Consider the following 19,123-nt stretch of genomic DNA (forward strand, 5'->3'; position numbering starts at 1 on the left):
AGCAAAGGTGCGTGAATAGTTTCTTTGTTCCCTGTTCTTTTGGAGGAATGACTTGTGTCTAATGATAAAGGATTACAGGATGCACACATCAAGATTGGCACCAAACAAACGATGAAGGCCGTTGAATCCGGTTTGGCTACAGAGGTATATGTGGCTGAAGATTGCGACCAACGTTTGATTTCAAAAGTCGTATCCGAGTGTGATAAGAATGGCGTGCATATCAACTATGTGCCCACGATGATAGAGCTTGGAGAAGCATGCGGTATTGAAGTTGGTGCAGCTATGGTAGCTGTCTTGAAATCATGATTTGAGAAATCGTTTTTGTTGGAGAAGGCGTTACTTCTCTCGGCAAAAACTTTTCATTTGTCCTTTTATGAACCGCCTGGGTCTGTGGACTTAAACGGGGATTGTAATTAGGATGATAAATACGGGAAGGGGGTGGCTAGCATGCCAACAATTAACCAACTGGTTCGCAAGGGCCGTCAAGCTAAAGTTTACAAATCGAAATCTCCAGCTCTTCAAAAAGGTTTTAACGCTTTGAAACGTGAGGAGACCGACTTGAGCGCTCCGCAAAAACGCGGTGTATGCACTCGTGTAGGCACAATGACGCCGAAAAAACCGAACTCCGCACTTCGTAAATATGCTCGTGTTCGTTTGACGAACCGCATTGAGGTGACAGCTTACATTCCGGGTATCGGACATAACTTGCAAGAGCACAGTGTTGTATTGGTTCGCGGTGGACGGGTAAAAGACCTTCCGGGTGTACGTTACCATATCGTTCGCGGCGCACTTGATACCGCTGGTGTAAACAACCGGATGCAAGCTCGTTCCAAATACGGCACGAAGCGTCCTAAAGCAAAAAGCTAATTGATGCTCATGTTTTCGTAACATGACTCATGACTGAAGAAAGGGGGATATCCATGCCACGCAAAGGTCCAGTAACTAAAAGAGACGTGCTGCCAGATCCAGTGTATAACAGCAAGCTGGTAACTCGTCTGATCAACCGCATCATGTTGGATGGTAAAAGAGGTGTTGCTCAAAGCATCCTTTACAATTCGTTCAACATCATCAAGGAACGTACTGGTAATGATCCGATGGAAGTGTTTGAAGCAGCTATCAAGAACATCATGCCAGTATTGGAAGTTAAAGCTCGTCGTGTCGGCGGTGCTAACTACCAGGTTCCAATCGAAGTTAAACCAGAGAGACGTACATCCCTTGGATTACGTTGGCTCGTAAACTACTCCCGCAACCGCGGCGAGAAAACCATGGAAGAGCGTTTGGCGGCTGAGATCATCGATGCTTCCAACAACACAGGCGCTTCCGTTAAGAAACGCGAAGATACACACAAAATGGCTGAAGCGAACAAAGCGTTTGCTCACTACCGTTGGTAGGATTCAGCAACTAATTAATACTTCTAATTTTGAAGGGAGACTATTCGCATGGCGACAAGAGAGTTCTCCTTGAAAAATACACGTAATATCGGGATCATGGCGCATATTGACGCTGGTAAAACGACCACGACAGAGCGGATTTTGTTCTATACAGGCCGTACGCACAAAATCGGGGAAGTTCACGAGGGTGCAGCTACAATGGACTGGATGGAGCAGGAGCAGGAGCGCGGTATCACGATTACATCCGCTGCGACTACCGCTTCTTGGAAGGGTCATCGCGTTAATATTATCGACACCCCGGGGCACGTTGACTTCACAGTAGAAGTTGAACGTTCCCTTCGTGTATTGGATGGGGCAGTAGGTGTATTCAGTGCGAAAGAGGGCGTTGAACCTCAGTCGGAGACGGTTTGGAGACAAGCAGACCGTTATGGAGTTCCGCGGATCGCATACGTAAACAAAATGGATATTATCGGTGCCGACTACTTGAACGTAGTTAAAGATATGAGAGAGCGTCTGCAAGCGAATGCGGTAGCGATTCAGCTTCCGATCGGTGCAGAGAATGATTTCATTGGCATCATCGATATTGTCGAGGAAAAAGCTTATATGTATAAGGATGACCTCGGTCAAAATATCGAAGAAACCGAAATTCCAGCAGAATTCAAGGATCAAGTGGAAGAGCTTCGCAACGAGTTGGTTGAGAAGGTAGCAGAACTTGACGAAGACTTGACAATGAAATATCTTGAAGGTGAAGAAATCACCATAGCTGAGTTGAAAGCTGCTCTGCGTAAAGGTGTTGTCGAAGTTAAGATCTTCCCAGTTATCTGTGGATCTTCTTACCGTAACAAAGGCGTTCAGTTGATGCTTGATGCCGTAATCGATTATTTGCCGGCTCCAACTGATGTTCCAGACATCAAGGGCACCCTTGAAGACGGAACAGAAGCTATTCGGCATTCTTCCGATGAAGAGCCGTTCTCGGCTTTGGCATTCAAAATCGCTACGGACCCTTATGTTGGTAAGCTGACATTCTTCCGCGTATATTCCGGTGTACTGCAATCCGGCTCTTACGTACTGAATGCAACGAAAGGTAAGCGTGAGCGCATTGGTCGTATCCTTCAAATGCATGCGAACAGCCGTCAAGAAATTTCCGAAGTATTCGCCGGAGATATCGCAGCTGCCGTAGGTTTGAAAGATACGGGTACAGGTGATACACTATGTGATGAGAAAAACCCGGTTATCTTGGAGTCCATGAACTTCCCTGATCCGGTTATCGAAATCGCAGTTGAGCCTAAAACAAAAGCTGACCAAGATAAAATGGGTGTGGCTCTCGGTAAGTTGACTGAAGAGGATCCAACTCTTCGTGCACATACTGATGAAGAAACAGGCCAAACGATCCTGGCAGGTATGGGTGAACTTCACTTGGACATCATCATCGACCGTATGCGTCGTGAGTTCAAGGTAGATACCAATGTGGGTAAACCACAGGTAGCTTACCGTGAAACATTCCGTGCACCAGCTCGCGTTGAAGGTAAATTCGTTCGTCAGTCCGGTGGTCGTGGACAATACGGTCACGTATGGGTTGAGTTCGAACCTCTGGAACCAGGTAGCGGTAACCAATTCGAGAGCAAAGTTGTCGGTGGTTCGGTACCAAGAGAATACATTGGTCCTGCACAGCAAGGTATTGAAGAGCAAATGAAGAACGGTGTACTCGCCGGCTTCCCGCTTGTTGACGTTAAGGCAACGATCGTCGACGGTTCATACCATGATGTTGACTCCAATGAAATGGCGTTTAAAATCGCCGGTTCCATGGCTTTGAAAGCAGCTAAAGACAAGTGTAAGCCTGTCCTGCTTGAGCCAATTATGAAAGTTGAAGTTACCGTGCCTGAGGAATACATGGGCGACGTAATGGGTATGCTGAACTCCCGCCGTGGACGTATCGAAGGTATGGACTCCCGTGGTGGTACTCAAATTATCCGTGCGAAAGTACCTCTTTCCGAAATGTTCGGTTACTCCACTACCCTTCGCTCCGGTACACAAGGACGCGGTGTGTTCTCCATGGAACTCTCCCATTACGAAGAAGTTCCTAAGAATATCTCCGAAGAAATTGTGTCCAAGATCAAAGGCGGAGAGTAATAACGTTTTACCTGCTGGATCAGGAGGCGGGATCAACATCCCGTTAACTCCGCTTCCGGCCTAACATATATATCCCCTTAAGGAGGAATTGTTCAAATGGCAAAGGCTAAATACGAACGTACGAAACCCCATGTTAACATCGGTACTATCGGTCACGTTGACCATGGTAAAACAACTTTGACAGCTGCAATCACATCTGTATTGTCCAAAACTTACGGTGGTGCTGCAATGTCTTTCGATCAAATCGACAAAGCTCCAGAAGAGCGCGAACGCGGTATCACAATCTCTACTTCCCACGTAGAGTATGAAACTGACACTCGTCACTATGCACACGTTGACTGCCCAGGTCACGCTGACTATGTTAAAAACATGATCACAGGTGCAGCTCAAATGGACGGAGCAATCCTGGTTGTATCCGCAGCTGACGGCCCAATGCCGCAAACTCGCGAGCACATCCTGTTGTCCCGCCAAGTAGGCGTTCCTTACATCGTTGTATTCTTGAACAAATGCGACATGGTTGAAGACGAAGAGCTCTTGGAATTGGTTGAAATGGAAGTTCGCGACCTGCTGAACGAGTATGACTTCCCAGGCGACGACACTCCGATCACTCGTGGTTCCGCTCGTGAAGCTCTGCAAAACCCAGAAGGCGAATGGGCACAAAAAATCGTTGAAATGTTCAAAACAATCGACGAGTACATCCCATTGCCTGAGCGCGACACTGACAAGCCTTTCTTGATGCCTGTCGAGGACGTATTCTCCATCACTGGTCGTGGTACCGTTGCTACAGGTCGTGTAGAGCGTGGTACGATCAAAGTTGGTGACGAGATCGAAATCGTTGGTATCGCTGAAGAAACTAAGAAATCCGTTGTTACGGGCGTTGAGATGTTCCGTAAATTGCTGGATTCCGCACAAGCTGGTGACAACATTGGTGCATTGCTTCGTGGTGTTGAGCGTACTCAAATCGAGCGCGGTCAAGTACTTGCTAAGCCTGCTTCCGTTAAACCACACACTGAGTTCACAGCTCAAGTATACGTACTGAGCAAAGAAGAAGGCGGACGTCATAAGCCTTTCTTCACTGGCTACCGTCCACAGTTCTACTTCCGTACTACGGACGTAACGGGTGTGATCAACTTGCCAGAGGGTTCTGAAATGGTTATGCCTGGTGATAACATCACAGTAACGGTTAACCTGATCAACCCAATCGCGATTGAAGAAGGAACTAAATTCTCCATTCGTGAAGGCGGCCGTACCGTAGGTGCTGGTTCCGTTGCTACCATCATTAAATAATTAAGGCTTACGAATAGCCTTGAATATAGCAACAGTGTATTGTAACGAGCAACAGTGTGATGTCCTGATAAAAGAGTCTGATCCTTTGGATCAGACTCTTTTTCTTTAGGGATCAGCCCCAATAATCTGATTACATTCTCTGATGGATATCAGTTAATCAATTCGAAACTTTCTATTATATATAATAGAGAGCGCGTTACAATATGATAAGCGAAAAGCGATGAAATCTATTAGCCAAGTTCTGCAACTTTCGGTTAAAGATGCAAATACATATTAATTATGAATTAGTGCTTGCAATACGCCTATCTTTTATATATAATAGTGAATGTTGTTCTGCGACGTTGCGATGATGTGAGAGGTTACCGACACACCCGGCCCCTTTGCCATGAGGTGGGTGGTTGGAAAATTTTCGCGGAGTATGTCCGATACCAAATTGGGCGATAGAAGGAGGGAATAAAATGGCAAAGCAAAAAATTCGTATTCGCTTGAAAGCATACGACCACAGAGTTCTTGATCAATCCGCTGAGAAAATTGTTGAGACAGCAAAACGTTCGGGTGCTGGTGTATCCGGTCCGATCCCGCTTCCAACTGAGAAACAAGTAATTACCATTCTCCGTGCGGTGCACAAGTATAAGGATTCTCGGGAACAGTTCGAAATGCGTACACATAAACGCTTGATCGACATCGTGAACCCGACTCCACAAACTGTGGATGCCTTGATGCGCTTGGACCTGCCGTCCGGTGTAGATATCGAAATCAAACTGTAAGCATTGCATAATGAATTAGAGAAGAGAAAAGAGGTGTCAACATGAAAGGTATCTTAGGTAGAAAGCTCGGAATGACTCAAGTATTTACCCCTGAGGGTGTTGTAATTCCTGTAACGGTTATCGAAGCAGGTCCTTGTGTTGTTCTTCAAAAGAAAGATCTGGAAAACGACGGATACGAAGCGATTCAAGTCGGTTTCTCTGATAAGAAAGAGAACAGATCTAACAAACCAGAAGCAGGCCATGCGAAAAAAGCAAACACTGCGCCTAAGCGCTACGTTCGCGAAATTCGCGGTGTTGACCTCGCGAGTGTCGAGGTTGGACAAGAGCTGAAGGCTGATGTCTTCGCAGAAGGCGAATTTGTTGACGTAACGGGTATTTCCAAAGGTAAAGGTTTCCAAGGTGTAATCAAACGTTGGGGCCAAAGCCGCGGACCAATGTCTCACGGTTCCCGTTATCACCGTAGACCAGGTTCCATGGGTTCGATCCAGGCAAACCGTGTTCCTAAAGGAAAACGCCTGCCAGGTCACATGGGCAATGAGACAGTTACGATTCAAAAGCTCGAGGTAGTTAAAGTCGACACAGAGCGTAACGTAATCCTTGTTAAAGGCTCCATTCCTGGACCTAAAAAAGGTTTCGTTCAAATCAAAGAAACGGTGAAGAAATAATCACCTAAAGAAAGGAGGAACAAAGAATGCCTAAAGTAGCACTTTATAATGTCAGCGGTAGCCAAGTTGGCGAAGTAGAATTGAATGAAGCTGTGTTCGGTATCGAGCCGAACGTACACGTACTGCACAGTGCAGTATTGTTGCAGCGCGCTTCTCTTCGTCGTGGTACCCACAAAGTAAAAGGACGTTCTGAAGTACGCGGCGGCGGACGTAAGCCTTGGAAACAAAAAGGTACTGGCCGTGCTCGTCAAGGTTCGATCCGTTCTCCACAATGGAAAGGCGGCGGTGTGGTATTTGGACCAACTCCGCGCAGCTACACGTTTAAACTTCCTAAGAAAGTTCGTCGTTTGGCTATCAAATCCGCATTGTCTTCCAAAGTGATTGACAACGCAATTATCGTATTGGATCAATTGACGCTGAATACGCCGAAAACAAAAGAGTTTGCTAACATCCTTAGCAACCTGAAAGTAGGCCGTAAAGCTCTGATCGTTGCTCCAAGCTATGATGATAATGTAGCCCTTTCCGCACGTAATATTCCTGGTGTGAAATTCGTAGCGGCTGACGGCATTAATGTTCTTGATGTAATGTCGTACGATCAACTGATCATTACGAAGGAAGCAGTTCAGAAGGTAGAGGAGGTGCTCGCGTAATGAAAGACCCACGCGATATAATCAAGCGCCCGGTGATCACGGAACGTACGGCTGACTACATGGCAGAGCTGAAATATGCTTTTGAAGTGGATATCCGCGCTAACAAGACCGAGATCAAGCAAGCTGTCGAATCTATTTTTAAAGTTAAAGTATCGAACGTGAATACGATGCGTGTTCCTGCTAAACCAAAGCGTTATGGCCGTTATTCCGGTTACACAACCGAATGGAAAAAGGCGATCGTGACTTTGGCTCCAGACAGCAAACCGCTCGAGTTCTTTGAATCGGTTGAATAAGAATTTCTTAAGTAAGGAGGGAAAATTCAGTGCCTATTAAAAAGTATAAACCGACATCCCCGGCTCGACGCAACATGTCCGTGTCGACTTTCGAAGAAATCACCACGAATCAGCCGGAAAAATCGTTGCTGGCTCCGCTGAGCAAAACAGCTGGCCGTAACAACCAAGGTAAAATTACGGTTCGTCACCATGGCGGCGGACACAAGCGTAAATACCGTATCATCGACTTCAAACGGAATAAAGACGGCATTCCAGGTCGCGTTGCTACAATCGAATACGACCCGAACCGTACTTCTAACATCGCTCTGATTCACTATGTAGATGGTGAAAAGCGTTATATCATCGCTCCTAAAGGTCTGAAAGTTGGAGACCAAGTAGTATCTGGAGTAGGTGCTGACATCAAGATCGGTAACGCACTTCCACTGGAAAACATTCCGGTAGGTACCGTTATCCACAACATCGAATTGAAACCAGGCAAAGGCGGACAATTGGTTCGTGCTGCTGGTACAGAAGCTCAGCTTCTCGGTAAAGAAGATAAGTACGTAACTGTTCGTCTTTCTTCCGGTGAAGTTCGCCGCATCCTGAAAGTTTGCCGTGCAACCATCGGTTCTGTGGGTAACCAAGACCATGAGTTGATCAAAATCGGTAAAGCAGGCCGCAGCCGCTGGCTTGGACAACGTCCTGAAGTACGTGGTGTGGTAATGAACCCTAACGATCACCCTCACGGTGGTGGTGAAGGCCGCGCTCCAATCGGACGTAAATCGCCTATGTCTCCATGGGGTAAACCAACCCTTGGTTACAAAACACGTAAAAAAGGTAAAGCTTCTGACAAATATATCGTTCGCCGCCGCACGAAGTAATGCGCGATTGTGCATAGCTTCGTGACAGGCTCGAAGGTAACGAGACAATTTGGTGAAGGGAGGATTTCAATATGAGCCGTAGTTTGAAAAAAGGACCTTTTATTGACGGATATCTGCTCAAAAAAGTGGAGGACATGAACGCCGCAAGCAAAAAGGCTGTGATCAAAACCTGGTCCCGCCGCTCCACTATTTTCCCGCAATTTATCGGTCACACGTTCGGAGTATACGATGGCCGTAAACATGTACCTGTATATGTAACAGAGGACATGGTAGGACACAAGTTGGGTGAGTTCGCTCCAACTCGTACTTACAAAGGTCATGAAGATGATAAGAAAACAAGAAGATAATTAATGAAGCTCTTTGTTTGAGAGGAGGTTAAACATATGGAAGCAAAAGCACATGCTAGATCGATTCGTATTGCTCCTCGTAAAGCTCAACTCGTTGTTGACTTGATCCGCGGTAAGCAAGTCGGCGAAGCGATCGCAATTCTTCGTCACACTCCGAAAGCTGCATCTCCGGTTGTTGAGAAGCTTTTGAACTCGGCTATCGCAAACGCTGAGCATAACTACTCTTTGGATGTAACTAAATTGGTTGTGACGCAAGCTTATGTCAACCAAGGACCGACTATGAAACGTTTTCGCCCGCGTGCGATGGGACGTGCAAGCCGGATCAATAAACGCACCAGCCACATTACTTTGGTGGTAGCTGAAAAATAAGGAGGGAAAACGTGTGGGCCAAAAGGTAAATCCAGTAGGACTCCGTATCGGTATTATCCGTGATTGGGAATCCAAATGGTATGCAGGCAAAGACTTCGGTGATCTTTTGCTGGAAGACGTGAAAATCCGTGAATACCTGAAAAATAAATTGAAAGACTCCGCTGTATCTCGTATCGAAATCGAGAGAGCGGCTAATCGTGTGAACGTGACGATCCACACTGCGAAACCAGGTATGGTTATCGGTAAAGGTGGTTCCGAAGTAGAAGTACTGCGCGGACAAGTGACTAAAATTGCCGGCGGTAAAAAAGTTCACATCAACATTTCTGAAATTAAAAACCCTGAACTGGACGCTATTCTTGTTGCTGAAAGCATTGCACAACAGTTGGAACGTCGCGTATCTTTCCGTCGTGCACTGAAACAAGCGATTCAAAGAACTATGCGTTCTGGAGCAAAAGGGATTAAAACATCGGTCAGCGGACGTCTTGGCGGAGCCGAGATTGCTCGTACGGAAGGCTACAGTGAAGGAACTGTTCCACTTCATACGCTTCGTGCAGACATCGACTATGGTACAGCAGAAGCGCATACGACTTACGGCCGTATCGGCGTGAAAGTATGGATCTATCGTGGAGAGGTTCTTCCTACGGCTAAGAAACAAGCTGCTCAGGAAGGAGGCAACTAATCATGTTGGTACCAAAACGTGTAAAACACCGCAAACAACAGCGCGGCCATATGAGAGGTCAAGCTAAAGGCGGTACTGAACTGAACTTCGGCGAATTCGGTCTGCAAGCTACAGAACCAGGCTGGATCACGAACCGTCAGATCGAAGCTGCTCGTATCGCAATGACTCGTTACATTCGTCGTGGCGGTAAAGTATGGATCAAGATTTTCCCGGATAAGCCGATTACTCAAAAGCCTCTCGAAGTGCGGATGGGTAGCGGTAAAGGTAACGTAGAGAAATGGGTTGCCGTTGTAAAACCAGGCAAGATCATGTTTGAACTTGGAGGCGTGTCCGAGGAAATCGCCCGCGAAGCGATGCGTCTCGCCGCTCACAAGCTGCCTGTTAAAACGAAGTTTGTGAAACGAGAAGAAGTGGGTGGTGAAGCAAATGAAAGCTAATGAACTGCGCAACTTAACCACTGCAGAAATCGAGCAAAAAATCTCCGGATTTAAAGAGGAACTCTTTAACCTCCGTTTTCAATTGGCCACAGGCCAGCTTGACAACCCGACTCGGATCCGTGACGTTCGCAAAGAAATAGCTCGTGCTAAAACCGTTATCCGTCAAAGAGAACTTGGGATTAGTTAATGATACGGAACTCACTGTTCTGAATTCAGGAAGGAGGCTAACAAATGAGCGAAGAACGCAATGCTCGTAAAGTGCAAGTAGGTAAAGTTGTCAGCGATAAAATGGATAAAACCATTGTTGTAGCTGTTGAAACTTATAAGAAGCATGACTTGTATCACAAACGCATTAAATACACGAAAAAATTTAAAGCGCATGATGAGAACAATCAAGCTCAAATCGGAGATACCGTTAAAATCATGGAAACTCGTCCTCTCTCCAAAGACAAGCGCTGGAGATTGGTAGAAGTGGTTGAAAAAGCGGTTATCATCTAAGATATGATCAGTTTTTGATGGAAGGAGGAAATTTAAATGATTCAACCATTTACACGTTTAGCTGTTGCTGACAACTCCGGTGCGAAGGAACTGATGTGTATCCGCGTATTGGGTGGTACTGGTCGTCGTACAGCTCAAATCGGTGATTTGATCGTATGTTCCGTCAAACAAGCAACACCAGGCGGCGTTGTCAAAAAGGGTGATGTAGTAAGAGCGGTAGTCGTTCGTACGAAACGTTCTGTACGTCGTAAAGACGGATCCTACATCTCATTTGACGAGAATGCAGCTGTTGTTGTTAAAGACGACAGAAGCCCACGCGGAACTCGTATTTTCGGACCAGTTGCTCGCGAACTTCGCGAAAGAGACTACATGAAAATCGTTTCCTTGGCTCCGGAAGTAATCTAATAACACCCCAAAAAGTGGCGTAACTTTTCGGGAACCCGATAAATAGTTGAACTGGCTAGTCATAGGAGGTGTAACGAATGCCTAAAGTGAAAAAAGTTCTGGAATCCCATAGCAACAAACTGCACGTGAAAAAAGATGATACAGTTATCGTCATCAGCGGTAAAGACAAAGGCAAAAAAGGCCGTGTCATCGCAGCGTACCCTCGTGAAAATCGTGTTTTGGTTGAAGGTGTGAACATGATCAAGAAGCACCAGAAGCCAAACCAAATGAACCCACAAGGCGGTATCATCGAGAAGGAAGCTCCGATCCATGTATCGAACGTTATGCACGTTGATCCGAAGAGCGGAAAAGTAACCCGTATCGGTTACAAAGTACTGGACAACGGTAAAAAAGTTCGCGTAGCAAAAAGATCCGGAGAAGTTATCGATAAATAAGACGGTTTAGAAAGGAGGTCCTTGAATCATGGCAGCAAGAATGAAAGAACGTTTTTTGAACGAAGTAACTCCTGCTCTGATGCAGAAGTTTAGCTATAAGACAGTAATGCAAGTACCAAAAATCGAGAAGGTTGTCATCAACATGGGTGTAGGTGACGCTGTAGCTAACTCGAAGGTGCTTGATTCCGCTGTGAACGACATGCAGCTGATTGCTGGTCAAAAACCGGTTATCACCCGTGCGAAGAAATCCATCGCGGGATTCAAACTGCGTGAGAACATGCCTATCGGTGTGAAGGTAACACTGCGCGGTGAGCGCATGTACTACTTCCTCGACAAGCTGTTCAACGTTACACTTCCACGTGTACGTGACTTTCAAGGCGTGTCCACCAAGGCATTTGACGGACGCGGTAACTATACGCTCGGTCTGAAAGAGCAACTCATTTTCCCTGAAATTGAGTATGACAAAGTGGATAAAGTTCGCGGTATGGATATCGTTATCGTAACGACTGCTAAAACCGACGAAGAATCCCGTGAACTGCTTGCTCAACTGGGCATGCCTTTCGCGAAATAAGACGGTTGTCCTTTTCTCCGAAACTATTTAGGAGGTGTCAGGCTAAGTGGCAAAAACTTCGATGAAAGTTAAACAACAACGTACACCGAAATATAAAGTACGGGCATATACCCGTTGTGAACGTTGTGGTCGCCCACATTCGGTACTGCAGAAGTTTAAAATTTGCAGAATTTGTTTCCGTGAATTAGCTTATAAAGGCCAGATTCCTGGCGTGAAAAAAGCAAGCTGGTAAGAAGTTTATAAACGGGAAGGAGGTTTATCCTACATGACTATGTCCGATCCAATTGCAGATATGCTAACTCGTATTCGTAACGCGAACACGGTTCGCCACGAAACAGTAGAAATGCCTGCTTCGACGATTAAAAAACAAATCGCTGACATTTTGAAGCGTGAAGGCTTCATCCGTGATGCAGAGTTTGTGGAAGACAATAAACAAGGGATCATTCGTGTATTCCTGAAATATGGTTCCAACAACGAACGTGTAATCACAGGTCTGAAAAGAATCAGCAAACCAGGTCTTCGCGTTTACACGAAGAGCAACGAAGTACCTCGCGTACTTGGTGGTTTGGGTATTGCGATCATCTCCACGTCTAAGGGAGTTATGACCGACAAAGAAGCTCGTCAATCCAAAGCTGGCGGAGAAGTTCTCTGCTACGTATGGTAATCAACGTCACAAGATAGGAGGTGTAATGAATGTCCCGTATTGGTCGTAAACCAATTGCTATTCCTAACGGTGTGGAAGTCACACTGGATAACACTGTAATCACTGTAAAAGGACCTAAAGGTACCTTGACTCGTGAACTGCATAAAGACATGCAAATTACAGTAGAAAACAACGAGATCAATGTTGTTCGTCCTTCCGACAACAAAACACATCGCTCTCTTCACGGCACGACCCGCAGCGTTGTCTCAAATATGGTCAACGGTGTAACTGAAGGATTCTCGAAAAACCTTGAGTTGGTCGGTGTCGGGTACCGTGCAAGCAAAACCGGAGATAAAATCGTTCTGAACGTGGGTTACTCCCACCCAGTTGAAATTACACCGGAAGCTGGTATCGAATTCGAAGTACCAACAAACACAAAAATCACCGTTCGCGGTATCGATAAAGAGCGCGTAGGTGCATACGCAGCTAAGATCCGTTCCGTACGTGAGCCTGAGCCATACAAAGGTAAAGGTATTAAATACGAAGGTGAACGCATTATCCGTAAGGAAGGTAAAGCTGGTAAGAAGAAATAAGTTAGCTAACCGGGGTTTCACCTGGTGGATAACTTACTTCTTCTCCCATACTTACCCGATGCGTCTAAAAGTGAAGCTCTTAAGGCAAAACTGAAGGGAGGAAATGGAAACATGATCACGAAACAAGACAAGAACAAAGCTCGTCTGAAAAGACACCTGCGTGTCCGTAAGAAAATCCAAGGCACAGCAGAACGTCCACGTCTGAACGTGTTCCGTTCTTCGAAACACATCTATGCTCAATTGATCGACGATGTGGCTGGCGTAACTTTGGCATCAGCTTCTACGTTGGATAAAGAATTGGCTACTGATATCAAGAACGGCGGAAGCGTTGAATCCGCTCGTAAAGTCGGCGAACTCGTTGCAAAACGTGCTGCAGACAAAGGTTACAAAGTGATCGTATTCGATCGCGGTGGATACTTGTATCATGGACGTATTCAAGCACTTGCAGAGGCAGCTCGCGAGGCAGGCCTTGAATTCTAAGATATTTTCAAAAGGAGGTAAACGACTTGCGTGTAGATCCTAACACTTTAGAACTGACTGAAAGAGTAGTAAACATTAACCGCGTTGCTAAAGTTGTAAAAGGCGGACGTCGCTTTAGCTTTAGCGCACTGGTAGTTGTCGGTGATGGCAAAGGTTGGGTAGGAGCAGGTATCGGTAAAGCAGGCGAAGTACCGGATGCAATCCGCAAAGGTATTGAAGATGCTAAGAAAAACCTGATTCACATTCCACTTGTTGGAACAACTATTCCTCACCTCGTAACAGGTCACTTCGGAGCAGGCCGAGTATTGTTGAAGCCGGCATCTGAAGGTACTGGAGTTATCGCTGGCGGACCGGTTCGTGCAGTACTTGAACTGGCTGGCGTAGGCGACATTTTGACAAAATCTCTAGGTTCTTCGAACTCCATGAACATGGTCAATGCGACTTTGGAGGGATTATCCCGCCTGAAGCGTGTTGAAGATGTTGCCAAGCTTCGCGGCAAATCCGTCGAAGAACTGTTGGGTTAAGGAGGGAATCTCATGGCTAAACTTGAAATCACCCTCGTACGCAGCGTGATTGGTCGTCCAGAGGATCAGCGTGCAACCGTGAAAACTCTCGGACTTCGCAAAATCAACCATTCCGTGGTTCAAAGCGACAATGCTGCAATTCGCGGAATGATCAAGAAAGTAAATCACCTGGTTTCTGTTAAAGAAATCGAAGGTTAATCCCGGGCAGTGTATTCCCGGACATATTAAGGAGGTGCAACGAACGATGAAGTTACATGAGCTGAGCCCAGCACCTGGATCCCGCAAAGAGCGCAAGCGCGTTGGACGCGGAACTAGTAGTGGTACGGGTAAAACATCGGGTCGCGGTCACAAAGGACAAAACTCTCGTTCCGGCGGTGGTGTGCGTCCAGGCTTCGAAGGTGGACAGAACCCATTGTACCGTCGTCTTCCGAAGCGCGGTTTCGTAAACCCAACTCGGAAAGAGTACGCGATTGTGAACATCGAAGAACTTAACAGCTTTGCAGCAGGTACTGAAGTGACTCCAGAAGTTTTGGTTGAGAGCGGTATTGTTAACAATACAAAGAGCGGAATCAAAATTCTTGGCAACGGTGAAGTTACCGTTTCTTTGACTGTAAAAGCTAATAAGTTTTCTCAATCTGCGGTAGAGAAGATCGAGGCTGCCGGCGGTAAAACCGAGGTGATCTAATGTTTAAGACCCTGAAAAATATATGGCGTGTGGATGACCTTCGCAAGCGTATTTTGTTCACCTTATTCGTTCTGATCATCTTCCGTATTGGATCATTTGTTCCGGTTCCCGGCGTTAACAAAGATGTTTTTACCCAGACGAATCAGGCAGGCAATGAGTTGTTCGGTCTTCTTAACACGTTCTCGGGGGGCGCACTATCGCAGTTTTCGATCTTCGCCCTTTCGATATTTCCATATATTACTTCGTCCATTATCGTGCAGTTGTTGTCGATGGACGTCATTCCAAAGTTTGCGGAATGGAACAAACAAGGGGAACACGGGAAGAAGCAGTTGGCTCAAATTACTCGTTATGGTACGGTAATACTGGGTCTGATTCAGGCGTTCGGTATGTCCATCGGGTTTAACCGCATGTATGGCATGGATATGGTGCCTGGAGCAACCACTATCGACTTTGTCGTGATCGCAATAGTGCTTACCGCAGGTACATCATTCTTGATGTGGCTCGGCGAACAGATTACGGAACGCGGAATCGGTAACGGTATTTCGATCATAATCTTTGGTGGTATCGCTGCTGGTATTCCAATGCACATTCGGACAACGATTGAATCGAATTTCATTCAGGATGGTCAAGTGTTTATGAACATTCTGAAGGGTGTTATCATCCTTCTGATTTTGGTTCTGATCATTACCGGTGTTGTATTCATTCAGCAAGGTATCCGTAAAATTCCGGTTCAATACGCGAAGCGTGTTGTAGGAAACAAAATGTACGGCGGACAGAACACACACATTCCACTCAAGATTAACGGTGCAGGCGTTATCCCGGTAATCTTTGCGATGTCATTGCTGCAATTCCCGGTTATCCTGGCCAGCTTCTGGTTGGATACACAGGGTTGGGCAAAGTGGGTAACTGCTAATCTTGCTTATGACAGCCCGCTTGGAATGGTACTGTATGTACTCATGATCATTGGTTTCACGTTCTTCTACACCTTCGTGCAGATGAATCCGAACCAAATGGCTGATAATATGAAGAAGAACGGCGGCTATGTTCCGGGCATTCGTCCTGGTAAAGCTACCGAGAAGTATCTGACTCGGGTTATGACCCGTCTGACCATGACAGGAGCGTTGTTCCTGGCCGTGATCTCTGTGCTTCCGGTGTTCTTTGGATCACTTGCAGGTCTTCCGCGTACGGTTCAGATCGGTGGTACTTCACTCTTGATCGTCGTCGGTGTTGCACTGGATACGATGAAGCAGATCGAAAGCCAATTGATCAAACGTCACTACAAAGGTTTTATCAATAAATAGGCGATAGGTTCCGGCGAGTGGTCTGTATCGCTTCCCGGCGCCTATTGTGTTGTTCTTGCTAGTCAATCAAGGGGAGGGAGTGACGTAAGGTGAACATCTTATTCATGGGTCCTCCTGGGGCAGGAAAAGGGACGCAAGCAGAAAACATCGTGAATGAATTCGGTATTCCTCACATTTCAACGGGCGATGCATTTCGTCTCGCGATCAAACAAGGAACTCCCATCGGGATTAAAGCGAAGGAATTCATGGATCAAGGTCTGCTGGTACCGGATGACGTAACGATTGGTATTGTGGAAGAGCGTCTGCAGCAGTCCGATTGCGAAAAAGGTTTTTTATTGGACGGTTTTCCAAGAACCCTTTCGCAAGCGGAAGCGCTGGATGACATTCTCGCCCGCTTGAATACTGGTCTCGATCACGTCATCAACCTGAAAGTTGATCGGGAAAAGCTTCTGGCTCGCCTTACTGGCCGCCGGATTTGCAAAAACTGTGGTTCGACTTATCATGTGATCTTTAATCCTCCTAAACAGGAAGGCATTTGTGATAAATGCGGCGGCGAATTGTACCAGCGTTCTGATGATAACGAAGAGAGCGTCGGCATTCGTTTAGACGAATATATCAACAAAACAGCACCACTCCTCACGTTTTATGAGAACAAAGGTCTTTTGCGTCAAATCGATGGTGATCAGGAAATCGACGCGGTTTCATCACAAATTGCGTCTATACTGAGAGGTTAGGTATAATGATCATTTGTAAATCCGAAACGGAACTGAGCTTGATGAGAGAAGCAGGAAGGATCGTGGCAGAATGCCACAAACTCCTTGCCGCTCATGTAGAACCGGGCATTACGACCGGGGAACTTGACCTTATGGCCGACAAGTTCATTCGAAGCCAAGGCGCTGTGCCATCTTTTAAAGGCTACAACGGATTTCCTTCCAGCATTTGCGCATCAGTCAACGAAGAATTGGTGCATGGATTTCCAGGCAAACGCAAATTAATCGAGGGCGATATCGTTACGTTTGATATCGGTGCACAGTACCAGGGTTACCATGGTGACTCGGCATGGACCTACGCTGTAGGAGAGATTTCCGAAGAGGCCCAGCGTCTGCTGGACGTAACGGAAGGATCACTCTATGCTGGACTTGCGCTAATCAAACCCGATGTCCGCTTGTTTACAATCTCTCATGCCATACAGCGTCATATCGAGGATGCAGGTTTCTCTGTCGTCCGGGAGTACGTTGGTCATGGTGTGGGTACCGAACTGCATGAGGATCCGCAAATTCCGAACTATGGCATCCCTGACCGTGGACCAAGACTCAAACCGGGCATGGTGCTCGCGATCGAGCCGATGGTCAACGCGGGTAAGCGGAATGTCAAGACGCTGGAAGACAACTGGACGGTTGTAACGGTAGACGGCTCACTATGTGCTCACTTCGAGCATACGGTAGCAGTCACGCCGGATGGCATGGAAATTTTGACGAAGCTGCCGGAATAGGGTGATGAAATTGAATAATGAATTCACGCTTCAACCCGGTCAGGTTGTTAAGATACTGAAAGGCAGAGATGCCGGACAGTATGCCGTTATCGTTTCGATTGAGGACAGCAGGTTCGTGTGGATCGCGGATGGGGACAAACGCAAGTTTGACGGGGCCAAGAAGAAGAATGTTCTTCATCTTGAACCTCAATCCTACATTAGCAGTGAAGTGGTAAACAGTTTGCAAGAAAGCGGTCGGGTTACAAACGGTAAACTGCGTTTCGCACTGGACCGGTTTGTATCCGATAAATCCAAGGCAGATCAGAAAGGAGACTAACTGTGGCTAAAGAAGATGTCATTGAAGTCGAAGGAACGGTCATTGAGCCGTTGCCGAATGCTACCTTTAAAGTCGAGCTGGAGAATGGTCATCAGATTCTCGCTCATGTTTCCGGAAAGTTGCGGATGCACTTTATCCGTATCCTTACAGGAGACAAAGTGGTTGTACAACTCTCGCCGTATGATTTAACCAAAGGTCGTATCACGTACCGTAAATAGATTTAAGGTTCCCCTGGGGAATCAAGGAAAGCTGCGAAGCGGTTTTACTGACGTAAAACTCAGCAGCGGTAACAAACTACTTTAGTTTCGAAGCTGGTTTTACAACGTAAAACTTGGAGGAGGTAATTAGCATGAAGGTAAGACCTTCTGTAAAGCCTATTTGCGAAAAATGCAAAGTCATTCGCCGCAAAGGGAACGTAATGGTTATCTGTGAAAATCCGAAACACAAACAAAAACAAGGTTAAAGAAGGGGGTGTAGCGTAAAATGGCTCGTATAGCTGGTGTGGATTTACCACGTGACAAACGCGTTGAGATCGCCTTGACTTACATTTTCGGAATCGGTAAAACGACTTCCCAGAAAGTACTGAAAGAAACTGGAATCAATGCAGACACTCGTGTCCGTGATTTGACAGAAGATGAAGTCAGCAAATTGCGCGAAACGATCGACGGTATGGTTAAGGTAGAAGGTGACCTGCGTCGTGAAATTTCCTTAAATATTAAACGTCTCACGGAGATCGGCTGCTACCGCGGTATTCGTCACCGTCGTGGATTGCCTGTTCGTGGTCAACGTACTAAAACGAATGCTCGTACACGTAAAGGTCCTCGTCGTACCGTAGCGAACAAGAAGAAATAAGAAAGGGGGATAATAGACAATGGCTAAACCAAAAAAAGTCGTACGTACTAAACGTCGTGACCGCAAAAATATTGAAAGTGGCGTGGCTCATATCCGCTCCACATTCAACAATACAATCGTAACGATTACGGATCCTCACGGAAACGCGATTTCTTGGGCAAGCTCCGGCGGCCTTGGATTTAAAGGTTCCCGTAAGTCGACCCCGTTCGCTGCGCAAATGGCTGCTGAAACAGCTGCCAAAGCGGCTATGGAACACGGTATGAAAGCGGTGGAAGTAATGGTTAAAGGTCCTGGTGCTGGTCGTGAAGCAGCAATTCGTTCTCTGCAAGCAGCAGGTCTCGAAGTAAACCTGATCAAAGACGTTACACCAATTCCACATAACGGATGCCGCCCACCAAAACGTCGTCGCGTATAATGAAGTCATCCTGTTAATGTGGTATAAATCCGTTGCAAT

34 protein-coding genes are annotated in these 19,123 nt (G+C 46.5%); all 34 read left to right on the plus strand.

Annotated features, from left to right (window positions below; genetic code table 11):
* Positions 1-54: 54 nt before the first annotated feature.
* The 34 genes from ABEW73_RS28450 to rpsK all read left to right on the plus strand — a co-directional run bounded on the left by ABEW73_RS28450 (position 55) and on the right by rpsK (position 19,084).
* Complete coding sequence (locus ABEW73_RS28450; protein ID WP_015737626.1) at positions 55-306, plus strand: ribosomal L7Ae/L30e/S12e/Gadd45 family protein; 252 nt, start codon at positions 55-57, stop codon at positions 304-306.
* A 141-nt stretch (positions 307-447) separates the two neighbouring features.
* Complete coding sequence (gene rpsL / locus ABEW73_RS28455; protein WP_006212930.1) at positions 448-867, plus strand: 30S ribosomal protein S12; 420 nt, start codon at positions 448-450, stop codon at positions 865-867.
* Positions 868-920: 53 nt separating this feature from the next.
* Positions 921-1,391, plus strand: a complete 471-nt coding sequence (gene rpsG / locus ABEW73_RS28460) for a 30S ribosomal protein S7 (protein WP_006212929.1) — start codon at positions 921-923, stop codon at positions 1,389-1,391.
* Positions 1,392-1,439: 48 nt separating this feature from the next.
* The gene (gene fusA, locus ABEW73_RS28465) at positions 1,440-3,521 is read left to right on the plus strand and encodes an elongation factor G (protein WP_430170067.1); all 2,082 of its coding nucleotides are present in this window, start codon (positions 1,440-1,442) and stop codon (positions 3,519-3,521) included.
* A 96-nt stretch (positions 3,522-3,617) separates the two neighbouring features.
* Positions 3,618-4,808, plus strand: a complete 1,191-nt coding sequence (tuf, locus tag ABEW73_RS28470; protein WP_430170069.1) for an elongation factor Tu — start codon at positions 3,618-3,620, stop codon at positions 4,806-4,808.
* Between the two features lie 458 nt (positions 4,809-5,266).
* Positions 5,267-5,575 carry a 30S ribosomal protein S10 gene (gene rpsJ / locus ABEW73_RS28475; protein WP_009589214.1) on the plus strand — a complete coding sequence of 103 codons (309 nt, stop codon included), beginning with the start codon at positions 5,267-5,269 and terminating at the stop codon, positions 5,573-5,575.
* A 41-nt stretch (positions 5,576-5,616) separates the two neighbouring features.
* Positions 5,617-6,240, plus strand: a complete 624-nt coding sequence (rplC, locus tag ABEW73_RS28480) for a 50S ribosomal protein L3 (protein WP_076326225.1) — start codon at positions 5,617-5,619, stop codon at positions 6,238-6,240.
* 26 nt (positions 6,241-6,266) lie between these two features.
* Complete coding sequence (gene rplD / locus ABEW73_RS28485) at positions 6,267-6,890, plus strand: 50S ribosomal protein L4 (protein WP_098749100.1); 624 nt, start codon at positions 6,267-6,269, stop codon at positions 6,888-6,890.
* Complete coding sequence (gene rplW, locus ABEW73_RS28490; protein WP_006212919.1) at positions 6,890-7,183, plus strand: 50S ribosomal protein L23; 294 nt, start codon at positions 6,890-6,892, stop codon at positions 7,181-7,183. The genes rplD and rplW overlap by 1 nt, the downstream gene beginning before the upstream one ends.
* A gap of 29 nt (positions 7,184-7,212) precedes the next feature.
* Complete coding sequence (rplB, locus tag ABEW73_RS28495) at positions 7,213-8,043, plus strand: 50S ribosomal protein L2 (protein WP_006212918.1); 831 nt, start codon at positions 7,213-7,215, stop codon at positions 8,041-8,043.
* A 71-nt stretch (positions 8,044-8,114) separates the two neighbouring features.
* Complete coding sequence (rpsS, locus tag ABEW73_RS28500; RefSeq protein WP_006212917.1) at positions 8,115-8,390, plus strand: 30S ribosomal protein S19; 276 nt, start codon at positions 8,115-8,117, stop codon at positions 8,388-8,390.
* A gap of 36 nt (positions 8,391-8,426) precedes the next feature.
* Positions 8,427-8,759 (plus strand): 50S ribosomal protein L22, encoded by a 333-nt coding sequence (gene rplV, locus ABEW73_RS28505; protein WP_015737624.1) that lies wholly within the window; start codon positions 8,427-8,429, stop codon positions 8,757-8,759.
* Between the two features lie 13 nt (positions 8,760-8,772).
* Complete coding sequence (rpsC, locus tag ABEW73_RS28510) at positions 8,773-9,438, plus strand: 30S ribosomal protein S3 (RefSeq protein WP_006212915.1); 666 nt, start codon at positions 8,773-8,775, stop codon at positions 9,436-9,438.
* Positions 9,439-9,440: 2 nt separating this feature from the next.
* Positions 9,441-9,875 carry a 50S ribosomal protein L16 gene (rplP, locus tag ABEW73_RS28515; RefSeq protein ID WP_009589221.1) on the plus strand — a complete coding sequence of 145 codons (435 nt, stop codon included), beginning with the start codon at positions 9,441-9,443 and terminating at the stop codon, positions 9,873-9,875.
* Positions 9,865-10,062, plus strand: a complete 198-nt coding sequence (gene rpmC / locus ABEW73_RS28520) for a 50S ribosomal protein L29 (protein ID WP_430170072.1) — start codon at positions 9,865-9,867, stop codon at positions 10,060-10,062. The genes rplP and rpmC overlap by 11 nt, the downstream gene beginning before the upstream one ends.
* Before the next feature lie 44 nt (positions 10,063-10,106).
* Positions 10,107-10,373 (plus strand): 30S ribosomal protein S17, encoded by a 267-nt coding sequence (gene rpsQ / locus ABEW73_RS28525; protein ID WP_098749098.1) that lies wholly within the window; start codon positions 10,107-10,109, stop codon positions 10,371-10,373.
* Positions 10,374-10,409: 36 nt separating this feature from the next.
* Positions 10,410-10,778: a 50S ribosomal protein L14 gene (gene rplN, locus ABEW73_RS28530; RefSeq protein WP_006212911.1), complete on the plus strand. Its 369-nt coding sequence runs from the start codon at positions 10,410-10,412 to the stop codon at positions 10,776-10,778.
* Between the two features lie 77 nt (positions 10,779-10,855).
* The gene (gene rplX, locus ABEW73_RS28535) at positions 10,856-11,212 is read left to right on the plus strand and encodes a 50S ribosomal protein L24 (protein WP_006212910.1); all 357 of its coding nucleotides are present in this window, start codon (positions 10,856-10,858) and stop codon (positions 11,210-11,212) included.
* A 28-nt stretch (positions 11,213-11,240) separates the two neighbouring features.
* Positions 11,241-11,783: a 50S ribosomal protein L5 gene (rplE, locus tag ABEW73_RS28540; protein ID WP_007132558.1), complete on the plus strand. Its 543-nt coding sequence runs from the start codon at positions 11,241-11,243 to the stop codon at positions 11,781-11,783.
* A 46-nt stretch (positions 11,784-11,829) separates the two neighbouring features.
* Positions 11,830-12,015: a type Z 30S ribosomal protein S14 gene (locus ABEW73_RS28545; RefSeq protein WP_074961883.1), complete on the plus strand. Its 186-nt coding sequence runs from the start codon at positions 11,830-11,832 to the stop codon at positions 12,013-12,015.
* A 33-nt stretch (positions 12,016-12,048) separates the two neighbouring features.
* On the plus strand, positions 12,049-12,447 hold the full coding sequence (gene rpsH / locus ABEW73_RS28550; protein ID WP_006212908.1) for a 30S ribosomal protein S8: 399 nt from the start codon (positions 12,049-12,051) through the stop codon (positions 12,445-12,447).
* 29 nt (positions 12,448-12,476) lie between these two features.
* Positions 12,477-13,019, plus strand: coding sequence for a 50S ribosomal protein L6 (gene rplF / locus ABEW73_RS28555; protein ID WP_076326220.1), 543 nt, complete (start codon positions 12,477-12,479; stop codon positions 13,017-13,019).
* Between the two features lie 111 nt (positions 13,020-13,130).
* Positions 13,131-13,499, plus strand: a complete 369-nt coding sequence (rplR, locus tag ABEW73_RS28560) for a 50S ribosomal protein L18 (RefSeq protein WP_076326219.1) — start codon at positions 13,131-13,133, stop codon at positions 13,497-13,499.
* Positions 13,500-13,525: 26 nt separating this feature from the next.
* Entirely contained in the window at positions 13,526-14,023 is a 498-nt protein-coding gene (rpsE, locus tag ABEW73_RS28565) for a 30S ribosomal protein S5 (RefSeq protein WP_009589212.1), read from the plus strand.
* 12 nt (positions 14,024-14,035) lie between these two features.
* Entirely contained in the window at positions 14,036-14,221 is a 186-nt protein-coding gene (gene rpmD / locus ABEW73_RS28570; RefSeq protein ID WP_006212904.1) for a 50S ribosomal protein L30, read from the plus strand.
* 46 nt (positions 14,222-14,267) lie between these two features.
* Positions 14,268-14,708: a 50S ribosomal protein L15 gene (rplO, locus tag ABEW73_RS28575; protein ID WP_006212903.1), complete on the plus strand. Its 441-nt coding sequence runs from the start codon at positions 14,268-14,270 to the stop codon at positions 14,706-14,708.
* Positions 14,708-16,009, plus strand: a complete 1,302-nt coding sequence (gene secY / locus ABEW73_RS28580) for a preprotein translocase subunit SecY (protein ID WP_430170075.1) — start codon at positions 14,708-14,710, stop codon at positions 16,007-16,009. Before rplO ends, secY begins: the two co-directional genes overlap by 1 nt.
* A gap of 89 nt (positions 16,010-16,098) precedes the next feature.
* Positions 16,099-16,743, plus strand: coding sequence for an adenylate kinase (locus ABEW73_RS28585; protein WP_009589204.1), 645 nt, complete (start codon positions 16,099-16,101; stop codon positions 16,741-16,743).
* A gap of 5 nt (positions 16,744-16,748) precedes the next feature.
* Positions 16,749-17,501: a type I methionyl aminopeptidase gene (gene map / locus ABEW73_RS28590; protein WP_076326216.1), complete on the plus strand. Its 753-nt coding sequence runs from the start codon at positions 16,749-16,751 to the stop codon at positions 17,499-17,501.
* A gap of 10 nt (positions 17,502-17,511) precedes the next feature.
* Complete coding sequence (locus tag ABEW73_RS28595) at positions 17,512-17,817, plus strand: KOW motif-containing protein (RefSeq protein ID WP_430170077.1); 306 nt, start codon at positions 17,512-17,514, stop codon at positions 17,815-17,817.
* A 2-nt stretch (positions 17,818-17,819) separates the two neighbouring features.
* Positions 17,820-18,035 (plus strand): translation initiation factor IF-1, encoded by a 216-nt coding sequence (infA, locus tag ABEW73_RS28600; RefSeq protein WP_006212898.1) that lies wholly within the window; start codon positions 17,820-17,822, stop codon positions 18,033-18,035.
* Between the two features lie 131 nt (positions 18,036-18,166).
* Positions 18,167-18,280, plus strand: coding sequence for a 50S ribosomal protein L36 (gene rpmJ / locus ABEW73_RS28605; protein WP_003333770.1), 114 nt, complete (start codon positions 18,167-18,169; stop codon positions 18,278-18,280).
* Positions 18,281-18,300: 20 nt separating this feature from the next.
* A complete protein-coding gene (rpsM, locus tag ABEW73_RS28610) occupies positions 18,301-18,669 on the plus strand; it encodes a 30S ribosomal protein S13 (RefSeq protein ID WP_006212897.1) in 369 nt (122 codons plus the stop codon).
* 19 nt (positions 18,670-18,688) lie between these two features.
* Positions 18,689-19,084, plus strand: a complete 396-nt coding sequence (rpsK, locus tag ABEW73_RS28615; RefSeq protein ID WP_009589209.1) for a 30S ribosomal protein S11 — start codon at positions 18,689-18,691, stop codon at positions 19,082-19,084.
* Positions 19,085-19,123: the final 39 nt, after the last annotated feature.

Origin of the sequence: Paenibacillus lautus (assembly GCF_050482385.1) — a bacterium.
Taxonomy (GTDB): Bacteria; Bacillota; Bacilli; order Paenibacillales; family Paenibacillaceae; genus Paenibacillus_AQ; species Paenibacillus_AQ lautus_B.

Bases quoted from the DNA above. Each gene is read 5' to 3' on its own strand.
- rpsL (WP_006212930.1), top strand. From the start codon at position 448: ATGCCAACAATTAACCAACTGGTTCGCAAGGGCCGTCAAGCTAAAGTT.
- rpsG (WP_006212929.1), top strand. From the start codon at position 921: ATGCCACGCAAAGGTCCAGTAACTAAAAGAGACGTGCTGCCAGATCCA.
- fusA (WP_430170067.1), top strand. From the start codon at position 1,440: ATGGCGACAAGAGAGTTCTCCTTGAAAAATACACGTAATATCGGGATC.
- tuf (WP_430170069.1), top strand. From the start codon at position 3,618: ATGGCAAAGGCTAAATACGAACGTACGAAACCCCATGTTAACATCGGT.
- rpsJ (WP_009589214.1), top strand. From the start codon at position 5,267: ATGGCAAAGCAAAAAATTCGTATTCGCTTGAAAGCATACGACCACAGA.
- rplC (WP_076326225.1), top strand. From the start codon at position 5,617: ATGAAAGGTATCTTAGGTAGAAAGCTCGGAATGACTCAAGTATTTACC.
- rplD (WP_098749100.1), top strand. From the start codon at position 6,267: ATGCCTAAAGTAGCACTTTATAATGTCAGCGGTAGCCAAGTTGGCGAA.
- rplW (WP_006212919.1), top strand. From the start codon at position 6,890: ATGAAAGACCCACGCGATATAATCAAGCGCCCGGTGATCACGGAACGT.
- rpsS (WP_006212917.1), top strand. From the start codon at position 8,115: ATGAGCCGTAGTTTGAAAAAAGGACCTTTTATTGACGGATATCTGCTC.
- rplV (WP_015737624.1), top strand. From the start codon at position 8,427: ATGGAAGCAAAAGCACATGCTAGATCGATTCGTATTGCTCCTCGTAAA.
- rplP (WP_009589221.1), top strand. From the start codon at position 9,441: ATGTTGGTACCAAAACGTGTAAAACACCGCAAACAACAGCGCGGCCAT.
- rpmC (WP_430170072.1), top strand. From the start codon at position 9,865: ATGAAAGCTAATGAACTGCGCAACTTAACCACTGCAGAAATCGAGCAA.
- rpsQ (WP_098749098.1), top strand. From the start codon at position 10,107: ATGAGCGAAGAACGCAATGCTCGTAAAGTGCAAGTAGGTAAAGTTGTC.
- rplN (WP_006212911.1), top strand. From the start codon at position 10,410: ATGATTCAACCATTTACACGTTTAGCTGTTGCTGACAACTCCGGTGCG.
- rplX (WP_006212910.1), top strand. From the start codon at position 10,856: ATGCCTAAAGTGAAAAAAGTTCTGGAATCCCATAGCAACAAACTGCAC.
- rplE (WP_007132558.1), top strand. From the start codon at position 11,241: ATGGCAGCAAGAATGAAAGAACGTTTTTTGAACGAAGTAACTCCTGCT.
- rpsH (WP_006212908.1), top strand. From the start codon at position 12,049: ATGACTATGTCCGATCCAATTGCAGATATGCTAACTCGTATTCGTAAC.
- rplF (WP_076326220.1), top strand. From the start codon at position 12,477: ATGTCCCGTATTGGTCGTAAACCAATTGCTATTCCTAACGGTGTGGAA.
- rplR (WP_076326219.1), top strand. From the start codon at position 13,131: ATGATCACGAAACAAGACAAGAACAAAGCTCGTCTGAAAAGACACCTG.
- rpmD (WP_006212904.1), top strand. From the start codon at position 14,036: ATGGCTAAACTTGAAATCACCCTCGTACGCAGCGTGATTGGTCGTCCA.
- rplO (WP_006212903.1), top strand. From the start codon at position 14,268: ATGAAGTTACATGAGCTGAGCCCAGCACCTGGATCCCGCAAAGAGCGC.
- secY (WP_430170075.1), top strand. From the start codon at position 14,708: ATGTTTAAGACCCTGAAAAATATATGGCGTGTGGATGACCTTCGCAAG.
- map (WP_076326216.1), top strand. From the start codon at position 16,749: ATGATCATTTGTAAATCCGAAACGGAACTGAGCTTGATGAGAGAAGCA.
- rpmJ (WP_003333770.1), top strand. From the start codon at position 18,167: ATGAAGGTAAGACCTTCTGTAAAGCCTATTTGCGAAAAATGCAAAGTC.
- rpsM (WP_006212897.1), top strand. From the start codon at position 18,301: ATGGCTCGTATAGCTGGTGTGGATTTACCACGTGACAAACGCGTTGAG.
- rpsK (WP_009589209.1), top strand. From the start codon at position 18,689: ATGGCTAAACCAAAAAAAGTCGTACGTACTAAACGTCGTGACCGCAAA.